We start from the raw sequence: 15236 nt of genomic DNA, 5'->3' as shown, positions 1-15236 counted from the left end.
CAATTGACTTCCAGCGTCAGTTGGCCGACCAGCTTCTCCAATTGTTCCTGCTTCTCCTCATAGCTCCTTTTCATCTTTTCAGCTGCCTTGCTTTCCCGTCCGAACACCATGGAGGCTCGCTCCAAAAATTCTCCTTTCCACCGGCTCAACATCACCGGACTGATTTCATACTTCCCGGCAATTTCATTCACCGTCTGCTCTTCCCTCAGCACTTCCAGTACGACCTTCGTCTTAAATTCTGCCGTATATCGATTTCGTTTCTCCATGTCCTCAGTATAACTTATTTATCGCCTCCTTGTGTCTCACCTTATGGGTTCATTGTAGGGGGAGCCGTATGGATTATACACGGGAACCGCTTGCCCTGTTTTTTTAGGCATACGTTCACTTCCTTCGCATTCGTTTAGGTACATATACTTTTAAGCTATGCCCAAATCCAAAAAGTGTTCGGAGGGATGATCCACCATTGGAATCGACTAGAATAAGAGGAAAAAATAAGGGAAGTAGAGAAATATATAGTACGATACAATTAAAATTTTCCTTGCTGTCAAGTAAAGAATTTTTCTACAGGGGTGTAAATATGTCGGTAACTAACGCGATGGAAAGTATTGTTAAGCATTTCTTTGCAGAATTTCAGGAAAATTATCCGTTAAAATGCGATTGCAGCCAGTGTAAAGACGATATTATAGCGATTGCATTAAATCGGGTACCTTCAAAGTATGTATCAACGGAGGTTGGTGAAGTATACATAAAAACTCTGATGATGGATAAACAAATCGAATCCGATGTGATTAAAGAGATCACAAACGCGGTGATGGTTGTAGAAAAAAATCCGCGCCATAACTAACGGTGTTTTAACCTGTTTCGATAAAGATCGATTGTTGCGAACCCATTGATCATCCCGGATGACATGCTTGAGGTGGTTCCGTGGGACAGTATACAAGGACGAGAGTACCCCTTATGTTATGTTTTTTGTTCTGTAGGGCGAATGAGTATCTCGTTGACATTCACCTCCTTGACGACCTTATGTTCGCATAGTAGTCTTACATCAGGAACAATGACAAGAGAGAGGTAATTAGATTGTCTAAAAATGAATGGGCCCAGCCGTTTTTAAAATGGGCTGGAGGGAAACGCCAGCTTCTGCCGGAAATCATAAAGTATATTCCTGCAAACATAGATACCTATTACGAACCTTTTGTCGGTGCAGGCGCAGTTTTATTGCACCTGCAGCCGGATAAGGCGGTTAGTAATGATATTAATTCAGAATTAATTAATACGTATCAGGTCGTTCGTGACCATATTGACGATTTAATCGCAGACCTTTCAAAGCATGTGAATGATAAGGACTATTTTTACCGTATAAGAGAGCTGGATCGGAAGGAAGAGTTCAAGTTTTTAACTCCAGTCGAGCGTGCCTCCAGAATGATCTACTTAAATAAAACTTGTTTCAATGGCCTTTTCCGTGTGAACAGTCAGGGCCAATTCAACGTTCCTTTTGGCAATTATAAAAATCCTTCCATTGTAAACGAAAAGGTATTGAGAGCCGTCCATGATTATTTGGTGAATGCGGATGTCAAGTTCTTAAATGGTGATTTTGCCGAAGCTGTAGAAGGTGCCAAAAAGGGGGATTTCGTTTATTTTGACCCTCCGTATGACCCAGTCTCCGATACGTCTTCTTTTACAAGCTACAGCTTACATAGATTTGATGCGAAACAACAAATACGCCTGAAAGAGTTGTTTGACGAACTGAATGACCGCGGTTGCCGCGTCATGTTAAGCAACTCCACAACTCCTTTTATTAAGGATTTATACAAAGATTATCACGTGAAAATTGTAGGAGCGAAGAGAAACATCAATTCGAAAGCGTCGGGTCGGGGGGAAATTGATGAAGTGCTGGTGATGAACTATGGGGAAGAATGATGCGGCCTCCGTTCCAATTTGCCCGAATTTTTAGGGAAAACAACCTATCTATTTTACCCGTCTCTCGCTCTCAGTGCATTTTAGGCAAATTTAACGCTTATGAGAACGTCTCTTACGCATCCCAAACCGAACCTGTATCCATAGTTTACCCGCACATATTACGTCGGATGAAGGCGGCCTAACCGGCAGAATTAACGCAGAAAGCACTTTCCCCGAAGGAGACTTCTGCAACGACTACTTCCGCGGCAACCGCAAGCAGGAAATTGCAGACCGCAACCAGGCGATCGTCCGCGATCTGGGTATCACCGCTGGGTGAGGGATTTTTACAATTAGCCGCGAGGAACGTCTTAGCGCCGCCAGGTAAGCAGCCTCTAGCTCTAGAATCTTTCTCATTTCGAATAAAAATTTCATTACATTGTGTATTTCAAAAAGCGTTTTGGCGCCGGAATGCGTTCACTGATAGCCCGGCCGATGGAGATTGAAGCAGTTGCTGCTGGTGAAGGAGCGTTTAGAATGTGAATGGAGCGCTCGTTAGAGACAATCAGAAAATCATCAACTAATTTTCCGTCATTTGTCAGAGACTGAGCTCTTACTCCATTTTCTGATTTAATCACATCCTCTTCTCTGATTTCGGGGATCAATCGTTGTAGACTATGAACGAATACTTTTTTACTAAAAGATCGGACTATTTCTTTCCATCCTTCACCGATATTCTGACGCGCAATTTTCCAGAAGGCCGGGTACAACATGACTTCAGAAAAATCTCTCAAATTAAAATCCGTTTTGTGGTAGCCTTCACGCTTCATACTTAAAACAGCGTTCGGGCCCGCATGAACATGACCATCGATCATACGAGTAAAGTGAACTCCTAAAAAGGGGAAATTCGGATTCGGTACAGGATAAATCAAATTCTTTACGAGATAGCGTTTCTCTGGCTTTAATTCATAATATTCTCCACGAAATGGTACGATTTTCATGTTTGTGGTTAGTCCCTGGATGCCAGCGATTCGGTCGCAATGCAGGCCAGCACAGTTGATTAAGTAGTGGGTATGGTATGTCCTGCTATTACATTCGACTTCTATTCTTTCTTTTTCCTCCTTAATGTCTTCTACTTTTGTACTTAATAAAATATCGCCGCCTTTCTCCTGAATTACTTTGGCGAGCGTTTCCGCAACTAGCTTGTAATTGACTATACCTGCCTCTTTCACATGAATAGCTTTTAATCCGTATGTATGGGGTTCAATTTCATTCAACTGTTTAGCCTCGAACATCGACACATCGAGTCCATTTTCAAGGCCACGTTTGTACAAATTATTGAGGAGGGGAACCTCTTCTTCTTTGGTTGCAACAATCACCTTTCCGCACATCTCATAGGGAATCTCGTATTGAGTACAGAAGGAACGCAGCAGATTGCCCCCTTCTTTTGATAACACTGCTTTTAAGCTACCCGGTTTATAATAAATGCCTGAATGAATGACACCGCTATTATGTCCGGTTTGATGATAGGCAAGAGTGTGTTCTTTTTCGATGATGGCAATTTTTGACTGTGGGTATTTTTTGATTAGTGCATAACCGGTAGAAAGGCCTACGATTCCACCGCCAACAATAATATAATCGTACATTTTAATCACCTAACCCTTACTTTTATTTGTAATACAATTATAATGCAGTTGTATTACAAAATGAATAGAAAATAGTTAATAGATTGATTAAAATAAAAATATAGACAATTTAAAAATGATAATGTATCCTTGTGATTGCAAGGTGAAGTTGTGAATTTATTAACTCTATACATACGCAATGAAAATTCTTTAATTGTATTTGTACTACAAATTATTATAACAAATTTTTTATTAAGCTAATATTTTAACGAACTTTAAACGTTTATCGGTGGAGCAGTTACAAAAAAAGAGGAGATTATAGGAGGAGATATATGCAGATCGATCTCTTGTTCCAAGGCTTTCCTGGGCGCTCAAGTCGCGGTTTTTTGGGATGGAGCAGTTGCGTATTAATACGTCCGGTTGGAAAGGCACCTATTTTATTTGACACAGTAGGATTTAATGAACGCATATTACTTTTAACTAAATTAAAAGAACTGGGTGTAAATAAAGAGGATGTGGGAACCGTTCTTTTAAGTCATTTTCACTTTGACCACGCGGTTAATTATCCTCTTTTCCCAAACGCGACGTTCTATCTGCATGAAGAGGAAGTTAAACATATTGAAAATAACGGGGAAGAAGATTTAGCCATTCCTGTAGAGATGTATCCATCCTTACGGGATTCCGGCAGGTTATCTATACTCACCGGGAAATCCGGGATAGTAGAAGGGCTTAATTGGATGCATACGCCAGGTCACACCCCGGGTTTGTATTCTCTATTTCTAAATTATCGGGGAAGCAAGATAGTATTAGCCTCCGATACTGTTAAGAATATTTCTGAATTGCGCACAGGTGAAGTTTCTATGACATGGGATGAGGTAAGGGGTAAAGAAAGTATCAATGCTATTAGACGATGGGCAGATATTGTTGTTCCCGGTCATGATCGATTGTTACAAATCAAAAGGAACGGTTCGCATGTCGAAGTTTATCCCATAAATGAAAGCGCTATAGATATTATCGTTCCATGGAAAGACGACAAATTTTCTATAAAAATCTAATTTATAAAGGAGTCAAAATGAATTATTTGCAAGGCGCGATTGATATCCATGTTCATTCCAGTCCCAGTATTTTTCCCAGATCAGTGGATGATTTTGAGTTGGCCCAGCAAGCAAAAAAAGCTGGGATGCGAGCTATTGTAATAAAGGCACACGAAGAATCAACGGTTTCAAGAGCGAAATTAGTAAGCAAGATCATCAAAGGAATAGAAGTCTATGGGTCCCTTGTTTTAAATGAATATGTAGGCGGTCTTAACCCCTACGCGGTTGATATGGCGGTTCAACAAGGAGCCAAAGTGATCTGGATGCCAACAGGATCAGCGAAACATCACCTTGACTATTACGGTGGAAAAAGCGACTACAAAGAACAGAAATCAACGATTCGTTTATTGCCCCAGAAAGGGATTACCATTCTATCTGAGGATGGTAATCTACTTCCTGTAATATATGACATTTTAGATTTAATTAAGGATAGTGAATCTGTTTTAGCAACAGGTCACTTATCGCCTTTGGAAACGAAGATCCTTGTAAAGGAAGCGGTAACTCGTGGTCTTGATAAAGTTCTTGTCGCCCACCCTGATTTAAAGATTAACAAAATGGATTTATCATTACAGGTTGAATTAGTAAAAATGGGTGCATTCGTTGAAAAATCAATGTTAACGTTAATGCCTCGTTGGAAATCGGTTGAACCCGTTGAACTAGTTGGTGGGATTCGCCGGATAGGAATCGATAAATGTATACTTCAAACGGACTTTGGCCAAGTGAACCATCCTACACCGACTGAGGGTTATAATCAGTTTATTCAGATTTTATTAGAAAATGGTCTAACACAAAGAGAAATCGAGCAAATGGCTTGCTATAATCCAGCTCAATTAATAGGGTTGTCATAATCATTAGGGAGGTAAAAAATGGAGCAATTAAATTATTCACAAATTGATAATAGTTCAGCAACAAGGCCCTGGTATAAAGAAGTTTCCAAAAACCAATGGCGGTCATTAATTGCAGCAGGGTCAGGCTGGGCTCTTGATTCTATGGATGTAATGTTATACTCAATGATTCTCGTTAATATTATGAGAGAGCTGCATATGGACAAAACAATGGGGGGCTTTTTGGCTACTCTCACTTTATTAAGTTCTGCGGTTGGTGGTATTTTCTTTGGGATGATAGCAGATCGATTTGGTCGTACTAAATCGTTGATGCTAAGTATTCTTGTCTATTCAATATTTACTTTCCTGTGCGGATTTTCCCAAACGATTACACAATTAGCTGTATTCCGATTATTACTGGGTATTGGTATGGGCGGAGAATGGGTGGCAGGAGCCGCGTTAATTACAGAGTCATGGGATGCCAAACACAGGGGTAAGGCAATGGGGTTTGTTCAAAGCTCGTGGGCAATAGGATACGCCCTTGCCGCAATTGTGGCGGGGATAATCTCACCACACTGGGGTTGGAGAGGTGTATTTTTCTTCGGGATTATTCCAGCCCTAATCGCAATTTGGATTCGAAAAGGGACTAAGGAACCGGAGATATGGGAAAAAGCGAGACAAGCTCCTAAAGTAATACATTCGAAACCCAAACTCGTTAAACTTTTTTCAGCAAAAGTATTTCGTTGGACATTGCTAGGAGCGGTATTAAGTGTATGTGCACAATTTGGATATTGGGGATTGTTTACATGGATACCATCATACCTGGGCACTCCTGTAGATAAAGGCGGAGCTGGACTTGATGTTCTTAAATCTACTACTTGGATTGTTATCATGCAAACAGGGGCTTGGTTTGGGTATGTGCTCTTTGGCTTTCTAGCTGATAAAATTGGACGTAAGAAAACTTTTATTCTATTTTTTGTAGCGGCGGCTCTTCTTGTCCCGATTTATGGTATGACGCAAAATGCAACTCGCCTTTTAATCTTAGGACCCTTTGTTGCCTTTTTTGGGTCTGGGTACTTTAGCGGTTTCGGCGCAGTTCTTGCTGAACTGTTTCCAACAGAAATTCGTGCAACCGGACAAGGGTTTTGCTATAACTTTGGACGTGGTATTGCCGCAACAGCGCCAACTGTAGTAGGGTTTATGGCATCAAGCGTAGGCCTAGGGGCTGCCTTCGGTTTTCTATCCATTGCTTTTGCGCTTGCTGCAATTCTAGTTATTATCTTCTTGCCTGAAACTGTGGGTAAGCAGTTAAACTAAACTAACAAAACCATAAATATGTATTTATTAAAGTTCATTATGCCTTTCCACATAATGAACTTTTATTTCTACATTTTAACATCTATATTACAGGTCTATATTAGGAACTTATAGAATTGGAGAACGGTTATGTCCAAAGAAAAATTATCGCAAATGATTTCCCGTGAATTGTTAAGTATGATTGAATCAGGAAAATTTCCTCCAGGTTCAAAATTACCGACAGAAATGGAACTGGCGACCCATTTTGGTGTAAGTAGAATTCCTATACGTGAGGCGTTAAGTGTCCTGCGAGCTGCTGGCATCATAAACTCACGACAGGGAGGAGGGAGTTTTGTAGAAGAAAGAACAGGTCCAACAATTCTACATAATCTTCGAATTGAAAATGACGATGCGGAGTGGATTAGATATCTCTTTGAGATGAGAAAAATACTTGAGCCTGAGGCTGCATATTTGGCTGCGATTAGACGGACCCCTGAACAATTGGAAAGAATGAAACAAACTTTAGAATGGTTAAAAGTTGAATTGGATGACGAGAGCAAAATAGGAATGGAGGCAGATATGGAATTTCACCGTTCCATTTTTTTAGCTACGCAAAATCCTGTCATGATACAGGCGATGGAAAACCTATCCTCCCTATATGAGAGAGCATTAAAGATTACACTCCAGCCTAACTTAGGATTAAAAAAGAAACGAAAAGCTGTCTATAAAGAACATGAGGATATTTTAGGGGCAATTGAAATAGAGGAACCCGAATTGGCAAAAATCCAGTGTGCCATTCATTTAAAGAATGCAGAAAAGAAACTAAGCTTATTTTTGTGAACCACCAGAAATGCTTAGAAAAAGGAGAAATAAAATGAAATCGATGACGGTACATCATATTGAAGAGATTTCAGCCATCGTCAAAACAGGCAGAATACTTACGAATGAAAGCGATCGTTTCAGTTATTCATTTGATGCTTCGTTCGGTACTTACTTGCCGGATGTCGTCATTCAGACAAAAAATGTAGAAGAATTGGCCGAACTTGTGAAATTTGCCAACCGGGAGAAGGTTCCTGTCTATCCGCGTGGTCAAGCCACTTGCTTAAGTGGAGGGCCGCTTCCGGTTAAAGGTGGTATGGTTTTCGATTTATCGATTATGGATGATGTACTTGAAATTAATGAAGAAGACCTTATCGCTATTGTATCCCCTGGTGTATTAACATCGGACATTCACAAAGCAGCTGAACAAAAAGGCCTGATGTATCCTCCTGATCCAAGCAGCTCTCATGTATCTACGATAGGAGGAAATTTAGCGGAGAATTCCGGAGGCCCGCGTGGATTGAAGTATGGAGTGACCAAGGATTATGTCATTGGACTAGAAATAATAACCCCACAGGGAGAAATCATTCAGACGGGCGGACGAACGGTAAAAAACGTAACCGGCTATGATTTGACTAAGCTTATCGTAGGTTCGGAAGGCACCCTGGGCATTATTACGAAAGCAATTTTGCGTCTGATTCCTAAGCCTCCTGCTTCGGAAACGGTGATGGCTATATTTGATAGTTTAGTTGATGCGGGCAGAGCGATATCGAAAATTCTATCTTCCGGAATTCTCCCTTCCAAAATGGAATTGATGGATCAGGCGTCCATTGTTGCTGTAGAAAACTATGAACCATCCGGCCTGCCCAAGGATGCGGACGCGATGATTCTTATTGAACTTGATGGGCATCCCGCAGCGGTTCGTGATGAAGCCGAACAGGTTTCACAGGTATGTAAGGAAGTGGGAGTAAGAGAAGTGCGCGTCCCGCAAACCAAGGCAGAAAAAGAAGATGTATGGAAGGCAAGAAAGCTTGTATCTCCTGCTATTGTAAGAATTAAGCCGACTAAAATATCCGAAGATGCAACCGTTCCTCGGAGCAAAATACCAGAAATGTGCCGTCGCCTTCAAGAAATCAAGAAGAAGTACAATCTGCACCTTGTTGTTTTTGGTCATGCTGGAGATGGAAATCTTCATCCTAATATTATTGCAGACAAATCAGATAAGGAAGAAATGCTACGGGTGGAAAAGGCAGTTGCTGAAATTTTTGAAGCTGCCATTGCATTAGGAGGAACATTATCAGGAGAACATGGCATAGGGACTATGAAAGCGCCGTTTATGGAAATGGAGTTAGGGGCGGCTGGTTTAAATATGATGAAAAGCATTAAGCAAGCGTTGGATCCGAATAATATTATGAATCCGGGAAAAATCTTTCCTGAACCTGGCCAGAAGTTGGTGTTAAGCAAATGATAGAAAATCTTGAAGCAATACGTAAAGAGTTGAATTATGAGAAGACGAATCAATGCGTACAATGTGGATACTGTCTGCCTGCCTGTCCGACATATATGACGATGCGGAAAGAAACGCATTCACCACGCGGGCGGATTAATTTGGTGAAAATGGTCGGGGAGGGTAAAATTACAGATCTATCTTTATTGGAGGAGCCGTTGGATTTGTGCCTTGGATGCCGAGCTTGTGAAACCGTCTGTCCAACAGGGGTAGAATACGGTACGATTTTAGAGTCAGCTCGGGCTGCCATCACACGTCGCAAAAAGTTCTCCCTACCTGTTCGAACGATCCGCAATATACTATTTAAGAAAGTGTTTCCTAGCCGTAAAGCGATGAACCTTATCGGAAACTCTATGTGGTTATACGAAAAAAGTGGTGCTCAAAAACTTGCAAGAAAAAGTGGGTTAATGAAAAAAGTGCCTTCTCACTTAGGAGAATTCGAAGCGATCGTGCCGACCGCGGTATCCCCATGGGAACGTTCAAGCCTTCCTGGATTTACTCCGGCAAAAGGAGAAAAAAAGTATACAGTTGCGTTCTTTGTTGGTTGCGTAATGGATGCCATGTTTAGAAAAATTAATCAGCTGTCTGTCAAGTTGCTTTCCAAAGTAGGTTGCGATGTCTTGGTGATTGAAAATCAGACTTGTTGTGGGGCTCTACATGCTCACACTGGAGAATTAGAAGATAGTAAAATGTTAGCCAAAAGAAATGTGGCTGCTTTTGAGCAGGAAAAAGTTGATTTCATTGTCAATAATGCTGGTGGATGCGGTGCAATGATGGCTGAATATGATCATCTGTTGGCCGATGAATCACAATGGGTAGAAAGAGCGCAACGATTTGTGGAGAAAACGAAGGATATATCCCAAATCATTGCATTATGTGGAGGAATAAAGAGAGAAGTGCCATCAACTGAAAGGATAACTTATCAAAGATCTTGCCACATGACAAACGTTCAAAAAGTAACAAAAGAACCGCTTCAATTAATCCAAAGTATAGCCAATGTAGAACTTATAGAAATGAAGGATGCCAATATGTGCTGCGGGTCCGCAGGGATATACAACATTGTCAATTATAATGCCTCTATGGAAATTTTGGACCAAAAGATGGAGAACGTAAAAGAAACAAAGGCAACGACCATTATTACGACCAATCCAGGCTGTTTACTTCAAATGAAACTCGGAATTCAAAGAGAAAATCTGGGGGACGGTATTCGTGCAGTCCACTTGGTAGAATACCTTGCAGAAGTAGCCGGAATTTCTTAATCATAAAACGTCGGATGCCGGAATGTTTAAAGGCCGTGATTGTCAGTTGGATGACGATCACGGCCTTTTTACATCCGTCAAACTTTAATTACCAGTGAAGGTTTGCCTCGCCTTATCCGCTGGAAATACAAGCCCAATTTGTTTTCGTGTTTCTTCCATGATCTCCGCGGTGGTTAGTGAATGAACGTAAGAATTAGTCGATGATTCCAACTGTCCATTTTTAATTAACTCAATAAATTCTTTTGCCTCGTAGTACATGGGGTTATATGTATGGGGCTGTGTAATATCTTCTGTACTTCCATCCCGGTAGCGAATTTCTACTTTTTCAGGCGCGTTTATTTTATCGATTAGAATGCTCCCATCTTCCCCCTGAATCTCTGAGGGTAAATAGGAATTCGTTATTTTAGAGTGCATAATCACGGCATCCATTCCCTCATATTCTACGAGAATAGTACCTTCGCCATCCACCCCGGAATCGAGAAAGATTCCATTGGCTTTTACACGGCGAGGTTTGCCGAATAATACGACCATTGGATATAAACAATAAATGCCGATATCCATTAAGGAACCATTGGAAAAGGCGGGATTAAAAGCGTTCAGGACCGTTCCTTCCTTATACGCATCATAGCGGGAAGAATATTGGCAATAGCTTGCAGCGTAGCGGCGGATTTTACCTATTTTATGCAGATTGTTTTGGATGCTTTTGAAATTCGGCAGCAGGGTTGTTTTTAGGGCTTCCATGAGTAAGACGTTGTTCTTTTTTGCTGTCGCAGTCATTTGCTGAAATTCTGTTGTATTAGAAGCTATCGGCTTTTCACACAACACATGTTTTCCATGGCTCATACAGGTAACCGCGTGCTGAGCATGAAAGGAATTGGGGCTGGCAATATAAACAGCATCGATGTCGTCACTTTTTGCCATGCTCTCTACATCTGTAAAGATAGTCTGAACGCCAAACTTTGCTGCGAATTCTTTTGCCCGTTCTTCTGTTCGGGAATAAACTGCTGTTAACGTGAAATCTTCTACATCGTTTGCTGCTTTAATAAAATTTTCCGTAATCCAATTGGTTCCCATTACGCCAAACCTTATCATATTTATTCCTCCTTGTTGCCATATCTTCCATAGCGATTCGAAGTATTGGTAAATGGATGTGCTTCTTTTTTCTGCTTATTGATGAATTATTTTGCGATTATCTTCATCAAATCATAAAACAAGTTCTTTATACAGTTCAAGTTTTTAAAAGCTAAACGAAAATATTATGAGTAAGTTTGAAAAAATAGCCTTTATCACCAAAAAGGTAGTACAGACTAATGATATTTTCTCTGATTTACGGTTTTTCTCATTATTGAACATTGATAAAGGTCATAAGTCCACCCATATAGGGCATACCTGTTTCTGAATCTTCACCATCCGAAGGGTTAAGGGTATGGTCGAGAATATGGCAGTGGAACATCCACTTTCCCGGATTCACAGCTTTAAAAGCAATGCCAGCTGTTTGTGATGGTCCAAGCGTCACGGTATTGGCTTCCTGAGGATGGGCAACCGGATTTCAGGATTCGCCGTGGACTTGTAGTATTGGAACGGCTCATGATGGGCACTGTAATCTGTAACCGTTTTGCCGCCAATGTTCGTGTGTGTGGCATTCCGATTACGGAAGCCACCTTGGAACCATCCCCATGTAATCCCTTTATCATTTAACAGGTCACCAACATTTTTTCCGCTTAACGAGGTGGTTGTTCCCTTATGGGTTGGAGTACTTGTCATAATACGGATCCGGATCGTCGATGACCGAGCCGTTTACAACATTTCCGGAAACGTTATCTTTCTGTACATCATTTGTATAAGCCGTAGATTTTTTGCGTTAGGATAGGTGCCGAAGTAATGGTCAAAAGAAACATTTTCGCCAAAAATAACAACGGTATGTTTAATAGGGGTTGTCGTTTGAACCGCCTCTTTTTCCTTAGAAGGGACTGTACTATGCTTTGGTGCGTCTGGTGCGGCTAATATGGTAGAGAGGGGGGGAGCAAAAAAAGAACTCAATGCAATGATTCCACAGGCTGCTATACCGAGTGCCTTTTTCTTTGCTTTATACTGTCTTATCACTAACATCAACTCCAGTTCGTCAATGTTGTATTTTTCCTATGTATTTTATTTGTGAACTTACAGCTTTATTTGTTTAAAGCATTGAGTCACGTTCTATTTTCTTTAAAATAATCCACGACAAATTGCCTAAACTGTTTGGCTGCCGGTGACAGGTATCTCCCCTCGACCCAGGCCATTCCAATCACGCGTTCGCACTTCGGCCACTCGACACGGATTCGTGATATTTTACTCCAATTCAATTCCTTAATGTCAGGGATGAATGCAATTCCGAGCCCTGCGGCGACAAGTCCGGCAATGGTATGCACTTCTTCTCCCTCAAACGTAACCCTCGGGTTGATTCCCGCCTCTTCACACAACCGATCCGTAATTTTTCGAAATCCATACCCTTTTTTTAGAAAAATAAACGGCTCATCTGCAAGTTCTTCCAACAAAATGCTTTCACAACCCGCTATAGGGTGTCCTGCAGGAACGATGATAAAGACTTCTTCACTCCACAATTTGGCCCACTTTATCTGCAGCCTCGTTTCTAAAGGAGTAACAAGACAAAGGTCAATTTCTCCAGCTTCCAGCTGTTCGAGCAGTGAAAGAGATTTATTCTGATTCAGTTGAAAACTGACTTTTGGGTAGTGGGTGCGAAATGCTCCAATCAAATCAGGAATGAGATGGGTGCCAAGCGTGTGCAGGAAACCGAGCGACACTTCTCCATATTCCGGATCAAGCAGATCCCGGATCTCTTGCTTCCCTTCCTGGAGTTCTTTTACTATTCGATTCACCCGTTTCAGGAAGAGGCGACCATAACGGTTTAATACAATGGAGCGTCCCTGGCGTTCAAATAGTGGGACGCCTAATTCCGATTCTAACCGAGCGATTGAACGACTTAGTGCAGGCTGAGAGATAGACAGGGACTCCGCAGCGTGTGTCATGTGCTGTAAACGCGCGACGGTTTGAAAGTATTCCAATTGCTGCCATTCCACTTGCAACACCTCTTTAATCTGACAGGATATAATACATAACCGAAATGCATGAAAAATATGCAAATAATACATTGGACGCTACTGTTTGTCAACCTTTATGATAAACCTTGAAATACATTTTAGCTATCGCATTTTCAAGATCTATTATTATCCTTTGAAAGGAATAACTTGTTATGCCATATGTAAATCATCGCAGAAAGTCCGGAGTGATTACGCCATGAGTTATATTAAACAGGGTACATCCGCCTTTCGCAAGACTAATCTGGCTTTGTTTGCCGGCGGATTCAGTACGTTTGCCAATTTATACTGTGTACAGCCGCTGCTGCCGGAGTTCTCCAGAGAGTTTCACATTTCACCGACTGCAGCCAGTCTGTCGTTGTCTGTAACTACGATCGCTCTGGCGATCAGCATGCTGCTCATTGGATCTTTGTCGGAATCATGGGGGCGCAAGCCGATTATGGCGTTTTCTATGTTTGCCGTATCTGTGCTGGCTATCCTTACTGCATTCGTTCCCGATTTTCACTTCTTACTGGTTTCCCGGATTTTACAGGGTGTCGTTTTCGCGGGACTGCCTTCGATTGCAATGGCTTATCTTGGGGAAGAAATCGACCCGACCAGTTTAGGGGTGGCGATGGGCATGTATATCAGCGGGAATACGATTGGCGGTTTGGGCGGCCGCATCATCGTGGGGATGCTGACCGACTTCTTTAATTGGCGCGTCGCGATCGCCAGCATTGGTGTGTTGAGTATAGTCGCCAGCCTGCTATTTTGGTTAACGCTGCCATCCTCCCAAAACTTTCAACCCCGCACTTTGGAATGGGGGAAATTGATAAAATCAATGATCAGTCATCTTAAAGATCCGGGGCTGCTTTGCTTATATGGGATCGGCTTTTTGCTGATGGGCAGTTTTGTTACATTGTATAATTATATCGGATTTCAATTGATTGCACCTCCGTATTCCCTGAATCAGACACTTGCCGGCTGGATTTTTATCGTGTACATTGTTGGGACGTTCAGCTCGACCTGGATGGGGAGTCTGGCGGACAAATATGGTCGGCGCAAAGTGCTATGGATTTCGCTTTTGATTATGTTCCTCGGTGCAGGCACCACCTTAAATACGAATCTCCTGATTAAAATTATCGGGATTGCGGTATTTACCTTTGGCTTTTTTGGCGGCCATTCGATTGCCAGCAGCTGGGTTGGGCGCCGCGCCACCCACGACAAAGCACAGGCTTCGTCGCTCTACCTGTTCTTCTACTACGTCGGTTCGAGCGTTGGCGGAACAGCTGGCGGAGCGTTCTGGACGGCGTTTGGCTGGGACGGTGTCGTCAGCATGATTATCTGCTTCCTTGTGCTTGCTCTCATACTATCGGTGTTTCTTTCAAAAATTGCACCTGTTGTGGTTCACAAAACGAAGAATGCTTTCGTGAAAGCGTGAGAGATTTGGTTGATTGGACGCCAGGGTATTTGAATAACATGATGAAAAAAGCGAAGAAGCTGTTCCGAAACGGGCAGCTTCTTATTTGGTGCGCCCGGCATGGGCATTATCTATAGGGTTCAAGTCCCGAATGGTGAAGGCAGTAGTAACCATTAGCTTATGGCAAGGGTGTCGACCGTGAGGTCGAATCTGAAGGAAGCCGGCGGCAAACCTCTGGTCTGAGGAACACGAACCTCATATAAGGCTAGCATTCGTTGGGTGAGTCTGCCAAACAAGACAAAGCCCTTACTGCCGAAGGCGAATGAGAGTAAATGAGGCAGATGGATGGAGGGGAAGATAATGTTCTTACCCGGGGAGATCTGTCTGGTACGCCGAGTACACTCGGTAACCTTATCCACAAGGGT

16 protein-coding genes are annotated in these 15236 nt (G+C 42.1%); 9 read left to right on the top strand and 7 right to left on the bottom strand.

Features of this window, described 5'->3' with window-relative positions; genetic code table 11:
- The coding region (locus tag H525_RS0114340; protein ID WP_027416256.1) for a transposase at positions 1–266 on the bottom strand (266 nt) is incomplete at its 3' end.
- A gap of 311 nt (positions 267–577) precedes the next feature.
- On the opposite strand from H525_RS0114340, the gene H525_RS0114335 reads away from it, so the two are divergent.
- Together H525_RS0114335 and H525_RS0114330 are read left to right on the top strand one after the other, a co-directional pair.
- Complete coding sequence (locus H525_RS0114335; protein ID WP_027416761.1) at positions 578–844, top strand: late competence development ComFB family protein; 267 nt, start codon at positions 578–580, stop codon at positions 842–844.
- Positions 845–1077: 233 nt separating this feature from the next.
- Positions 1078–1917 (top strand): DNA adenine methylase, encoded by an 840-nt coding sequence (locus tag H525_RS0114330; protein WP_027416760.1) that lies wholly within the window; start codon positions 1078–1080, stop codon positions 1915–1917.
- A gap of 410 nt (positions 1918–2327) precedes the next feature.
- Here the strand turns inward: H525_RS0114330 and lhgO are convergent, their stop codons facing one another.
- On the bottom strand, positions 2328–3539 hold the full coding sequence (gene lhgO, locus H525_RS0114325) for an L-2-hydroxyglutarate oxidase (protein WP_027416759.1): 1212 nt from the start codon (positions 3537–3539) through the stop codon (positions 2328–2330).
- Positions 3540–3850: 311 nt separating this feature from the next.
- Between lhgO and H525_RS24210 the strand changes: the two genes are divergently transcribed.
- From H525_RS24210 to H525_RS0114295, 6 genes are all read left to right on the top strand, one after another.
- The gene (locus H525_RS24210; RefSeq protein ID WP_051331054.1) at positions 3851–4573 is read left to right on the top strand and encodes an MBL fold metallo-hydrolase; all 723 of its coding nucleotides are present in this window, start codon (positions 3851–3853) and stop codon (positions 4571–4573) included.
- A gap of 17 nt (positions 4574–4590) precedes the next feature.
- Positions 4591–5460: a DUF6282 family protein gene (locus tag H525_RS0114315; RefSeq protein ID WP_035101338.1), complete on the top strand. Its 870-nt coding sequence runs from the start codon at positions 4591–4593 to the stop codon at positions 5458–5460.
- 18 nt (positions 5461–5478) lie between these two features.
- Entirely contained in the window at positions 5479–6753 is a 1275-nt protein-coding gene (locus tag H525_RS0114310) for an MFS transporter (RefSeq protein WP_051331053.1), read from the top strand.
- A 129-nt stretch (positions 6754–6882) separates the two neighbouring features.
- Positions 6883–7572 (top strand): FadR/GntR family transcriptional regulator, encoded by a 690-nt coding sequence (locus H525_RS0114305; protein WP_027416756.1) that lies wholly within the window; start codon positions 6883–6885, stop codon positions 7570–7572.
- Positions 7573–7615: 43 nt separating this feature from the next.
- Positions 7616–9019, top strand: a complete 1404-nt coding sequence (locus H525_RS0114300; protein WP_027416755.1) for an FAD-binding oxidoreductase — start codon at positions 7616–7618, stop codon at positions 9017–9019.
- Positions 9016–10317 (top strand): (Fe-S)-binding protein, encoded by a 1302-nt coding sequence (locus H525_RS0114295; protein WP_035101335.1) that lies wholly within the window; start codon positions 9016–9018, stop codon positions 10315–10317. Before H525_RS0114300 ends, H525_RS0114295 begins: the two co-directional genes overlap by 4 nt.
- Positions 10318–10401: 84 nt before the next feature.
- On the opposite strand, the gene H525_RS0114290 is transcribed toward H525_RS0114295, so the two are convergent.
- From H525_RS0114290 to H525_RS0114275, 5 genes are all read right to left on the bottom strand, one after another.
- Entirely contained in the window at positions 10402–11409 is a 1008-nt protein-coding gene (locus H525_RS0114290) for a Gfo/Idh/MocA family protein (RefSeq protein ID WP_027416753.1), read from the bottom strand.
- A 250-nt stretch (positions 11410–11659) separates the two neighbouring features.
- Positions 11660–11833 (bottom strand): multicopper oxidase domain-containing protein, encoded by a 174-nt coding sequence (locus tag H525_RS26495; protein WP_081413421.1) that lies wholly within the window; start codon positions 11831–11833, stop codon positions 11660–11662.
- Complete coding sequence (locus tag H525_RS27390; RefSeq protein ID WP_245590490.1) at positions 11830–12081, bottom strand: alkaline phosphatase family protein; 252 nt, start codon at positions 12079–12081, stop codon at positions 11830–11832. Before H525_RS27390 ends, H525_RS26495 begins: the two co-directional genes overlap by 4 nt.
- A 33-nt stretch (positions 12082–12114) precedes the next feature.
- Complete coding sequence (locus H525_RS0114280) at positions 12115–12420, bottom strand: alkaline phosphatase family protein (RefSeq protein WP_027416752.1); 306 nt, start codon at positions 12418–12420, stop codon at positions 12115–12117.
- Between the two features lie 86 nt (positions 12421–12506).
- Positions 12507–13394, bottom strand: a complete 888-nt coding sequence (locus H525_RS0114275; RefSeq protein ID WP_027416751.1) for a LysR family transcriptional regulator — start codon at positions 13392–13394, stop codon at positions 12507–12509.
- 217 nt (positions 13395–13611) lie between these two features.
- Between H525_RS0114275 and H525_RS0114270 the strand changes: the two genes are divergently transcribed.
- On the top strand, positions 13612–14832 hold the full coding sequence (locus H525_RS0114270; protein ID WP_027416750.1) for an MFS transporter: 1221 nt from the start codon (positions 13612–13614) through the stop codon (positions 14830–14832).
- Positions 14833–15236 lie beyond the last annotated feature (404 nt).

Source organism: Aneurinibacillus terranovensis DSM 18919, assembly GCF_000430625.1.
GTDB lineage: Bacteria > Bacillota > Bacilli > Aneurinibacillales > Aneurinibacillaceae > Aneurinibacillus_B > Aneurinibacillus_B terranovensis.
This window is presented reverse-complemented; position numbering and strand designations above follow the sequence as displayed.

What these genes read in the sequence shown, in the direction of transcription:
- H525_RS0114300 (WP_027416755.1), top strand. Translation starts at nt 7,616, where the DNA reads ATGACGGTACATCATATTGAAGAGATTTCAGCCATCGTCAAAACAGGC.
- lhgO (WP_027416759.1), bottom strand. Translation starts at nt 3,539, where the DNA reads ATGTACGATTATATTATTGTTGGCGGTGGAATCGTAGGCCTTTCTACC.
- H525_RS0114335 (WP_027416761.1), top strand. Translation starts at nt 578, where the DNA reads ATGTCGGTAACTAACGCGATGGAAAGTATTGTTAAGCATTTCTTTGCA.
- H525_RS27390 (WP_245590490.1), bottom strand. Translation starts at nt 12,081, where the DNA reads ATGACAAGTACTCCAACCCATAAGGGAACAACCACCTCGTTAAGCGGA.
- H525_RS0114310 (WP_051331053.1), top strand. Translation starts at nt 5,479, where the DNA reads ATGGAGCAATTAAATTATTCACAAATTGATAATAGTTCAGCAACAAGG.
- H525_RS0114305 (WP_027416756.1), top strand. Translation starts at nt 6,883, where the DNA reads ATGTCCAAAGAAAAATTATCGCAAATGATTTCCCGTGAATTGTTAAGT.
- H525_RS0114295 (WP_035101335.1), top strand. Translation starts at nt 9,016, where the DNA reads ATGATAGAAAATCTTGAAGCAATACGTAAAGAGTTGAATTATGAGAAG.
- H525_RS0114290 (WP_027416753.1), bottom strand. Translation starts at nt 11,409, where the DNA reads ATGATAAGGTTTGGCGTAATGGGAACCAATTGGATTACGGAAAATTTT.
- H525_RS0114315 (WP_035101338.1), top strand. Translation starts at nt 4,591, where the DNA reads ATGAATTATTTGCAAGGCGCGATTGATATCCATGTTCATTCCAGTCCC.
- H525_RS0114270 (WP_027416750.1), top strand. Translation starts at nt 13,612, where the DNA reads ATGAGTTATATTAAACAGGGTACATCCGCCTTTCGCAAGACTAATCTG.
- H525_RS24210 (WP_051331054.1), top strand. Translation starts at nt 3,851, where the DNA reads ATGCAGATCGATCTCTTGTTCCAAGGCTTTCCTGGGCGCTCAAGTCGC.